Here is a 2,913-nt window from a genome sequence, read left to right as displayed (position 1 = left end):
GCCCAGGCCGCCGCGGCCCACGCCGCCGTCGACCAGGCCCGTCTCGACCTGGAGCGCACCGTGATCCGCGCCCCCGCCGCCGGCGTGGTCGGCGCCCGCAGCGTGCGCCCGGGCCAGTTGGTGCAGCCGGGCACGTCGCTGATGTCGGTCGTGCCCCTGGGCCAGAGCTTCATCGTCGCCAACTTCAAGGAGACCCAGGTCTCGCGCCTGCGCATCGGCCAGCCGGTCGAGATCAAGGCCGACGCCTTCGGCAAGCAGAAGATCGTCGGCAAGGTCGACAGCTTCGCCCCGGCCACCGGCCAGGAGTTCGCCCTGATCCCGGTCGAGAACGCGGTGGGCAACTTCACCAAGATCACCCAGCGCCTGCCGGTGAAGATCGTCGTCGACCGCAGCAAGCTGGGCGCGGCCCTGCGCCCCGGCCTGTCGGTCGAGGTCAAGGTCGATGTGCGCGACCGCTCGGGCGCCTCGTTCGCCGACGCCGCCCAGGGACCGCAGGTCGCCCGCCAGGACGCCCCGCACCCGGCTCAAAGCCGCTAAGGCCGCGCCGTCGTGACCGACGCCGCCCTCCCCGCCTCCGCCAAGGCCCCGCCGGCTAAGCCGGCGGCCGAGGTCGACTGGACCAAGCTGTTCCTCGGCTTCGGGGCCATGGTCATCGGCCAGTTCATGGCCATCCTCGACATCCAGATCGTGGCCGCCTCGCTGCCGCAGATCCAGGCCGGCGTCGGCGCCAGCACCGACCAGGTCAGCTGGATCCAGACCGCCTACCTGATCCCCGAGGTCGTGATGATCCCGCTGTCGGGATATCTGTCGCGGCTGTGGGGCACCCAGCGCCTCTACATGGCCTCGTGCCTGGGCTTCATCGTCATGAGCGTGGCCACCGGCCTGAGCTCGTCGATCGACATGATGATCCTGACGCGGGCCCTGCAGGGCTTCATCGGCGGGGCGATGATCCCGACGGTGTTCGCCGTGGCCTTCACCGCCTTCCCGCCCGAGCGCCGGATCACCGCCAGCGTCATCATGGGCCTGATCGTCACCCTGGCCCCGACCGTCGGCCCGACCCTGGGCGGGCACCTGACCGAGTGGCTGTCCTGGCGCTGGCTGTTCTTCATCAACGTCCCGCCCGGGATCCTGGTGCTGTTCGCGGTCGCCAAGTGGGGCGACTTCGACAAGGGCGACCCGAGCCTGGCCAAGGGCTTCGACTGGACGGGCCTGGCGGTCATGGCCGCCTTCCTGATGAGCATGCAGTACGTGCTGGAGGAAGGCGCCAAGGAGAACTGGTTCGACGACGACCTGATCCTGGGCCTGACCGTCGTGGCGGTGACCACCGGCGTGATCTTCATCTGGCGGCAACTGACCTACAAGAACCCGATCGTCGAGCTTAGGGCCTTCGCCAACCGCAACTTCAGCATCGGCGTGCTGATGACCGCGATCTCGGGCGCCAGCCTGTTCGGCGGCACCTTCCTGCTGCCGCAGTTCCTCAGCCGCGTGCGGGGCTATTCGGCCTCGGAAGTGGGCACGACCATGGTCGTCTCGGGCCTGTCGATGTTCGCCACCGGCCCGGTCGCCGGCCGCATCGTGCGCAAGATGGATCCGCGCATCCCCATGTGCATCGGCTTCCTGCTGGCGGGCTGGGGCATGTACATGGCCCACGGCGTGACCAAAAACTGGGGTTTCTGGGAATTCGCCGGGGTCCAGGCTTGTCGCGGCGTCGGGGTCATGATCGCGATGATCGCCACCCAGCAGATCACGATGAGCACCCTGCCCCAGCACATGGTCAAGAACGCATCCGGCCTCGTGAATCTGGCGCGCAACACCGGCGGCGCCATCGGCCTGGCCTTGCTGGCCACCAGCATCACCCAGCAGACCGCCCTCTACTTCAACGACATGTCGTCGAAGGTGATGGCCGGCGGCGAGACCTCGACCATGATGGCGGGCCTGGCCGCGCGCATGCAGCAGCTGGGCGTCACCGATCCGGACGGCGCGGCGCGCAAGGCGATCGGCCAGATGCTCACCCAGCAGTCAACCGTGCTGGCCTTCGGCGACAGCTTCACCCTGCTGGCCTACGGTTGCTTCGCCGCCGCCGTGGTCAGCCTGCTGGCGGCCCCGCCCAAGGTGCTGCCGCCTCCGCCTTCGGACGCCCACTGATGCCCAGGATCGCCGGCCAGATCGACGTCGCCAAGACCGAAGCCATCCTCGACGCCGCCGTCGAGGTGATCGGCCAGCGCGGCCTTTCCGCCCCGATGGAGGAGATCGCCCGCCGCGCGGGGGTCTCCAAGCAGACGGTCTACAACCACTACGGCTCCAAGGCCGAGCTGGTGAAGGCGCTGATGGCCCGCCGCGTCGCCCGCATCACCGCCCCGCTGCGCGAGCCGGGCGCGGTGGACAATCCGCAAGAGGCCCTGGAGGCCTTCGCCCGCTCGATGCTGGAGACGGTGATCACCACCAACGGCTATTCGGTGCTGCGGGTGATCATCCAGGGCGCGGGCGAGATGCCCGACGTCGCCAACGAGGTGTTCGAGGCCGGACCCCGCCAGACGCGTCGCCAGCTGGCGGCGTTCCTGGAGACCGAGACGAAGCTGGGCCGCCTGGCCGTCGACGATCCCGAACAGGCGGCCGAGTTCTTCGCCGGCATGGTGCTGGGCCACAGCCAACTGCGCGCCCTGCTCCGCCTGCCCTCGGACCGCACGGCGGCGGAGTTCAACGCCCTGGCGGCGGCGGCGGCGGCGCGGTTCATGCGGGCGTACGCGCCTTAGACCCGGCGCCCTTCTCCCCTTGTGTCGGCGAAGCCGACGGATGAGGGGTCGCGCAAACGCAAAACGCCGCGACAGCGGGACGGCTGTCGCGGCGTTCGACTTCTGAGAGACCCCTCACCCGACCTCCTTCGGAGGCCACCCTCTCCCGCAAGGGGAGAGG

3 protein-coding genes are annotated in these 2,913 nt (G+C 69.6%); all 3 read left to right on the top strand.

Annotated elements, in window-relative coordinates; translation table 11 throughout:
- Nucleotides 1-537, top strand: a 537-nt coding sequence (locus DMC18_RS22765) for an HlyD family secretion protein (RefSeq protein WP_146218178.1), incomplete at its 5' end; no start/stop codon positions are given.
- 12 nt (nucleotides 538-549) lie between these two features.
- Nucleotides 550-2,145, top strand: a complete 1,596-nt coding sequence (locus tag DMC18_RS22760) for a DHA2 family efflux MFS transporter permease subunit (protein ID WP_110121196.1) — start codon at nucleotides 550-552, stop codon at nucleotides 2,143-2,145.
- The gene (locus tag DMC18_RS22755; protein ID WP_110121197.1) at nucleotides 2,145-2,753 is read left to right on the top strand and encodes a TetR/AcrR family transcriptional regulator; all 609 of its coding nucleotides are present in this window, start codon (nucleotides 2,145-2,147) and stop codon (nucleotides 2,751-2,753) included. Before DMC18_RS22760 ends, DMC18_RS22755 begins: the two co-directional genes overlap by 1 nt.
- Nucleotides 2,754-2,913: the final 160 nt, after the last annotated feature.

Origin of the sequence: Caulobacter sp. D5 (assembly GCF_003185805.1) — a bacterium.
GTDB lineage: Bacteria > Pseudomonadota > Alphaproteobacteria > Caulobacterales > Caulobacteraceae > Caulobacter.
The sequence above is the reverse complement of the archived record's forward strand: the minus strand, read 5'-3'. Positions and strand labels throughout refer to the sequence as shown.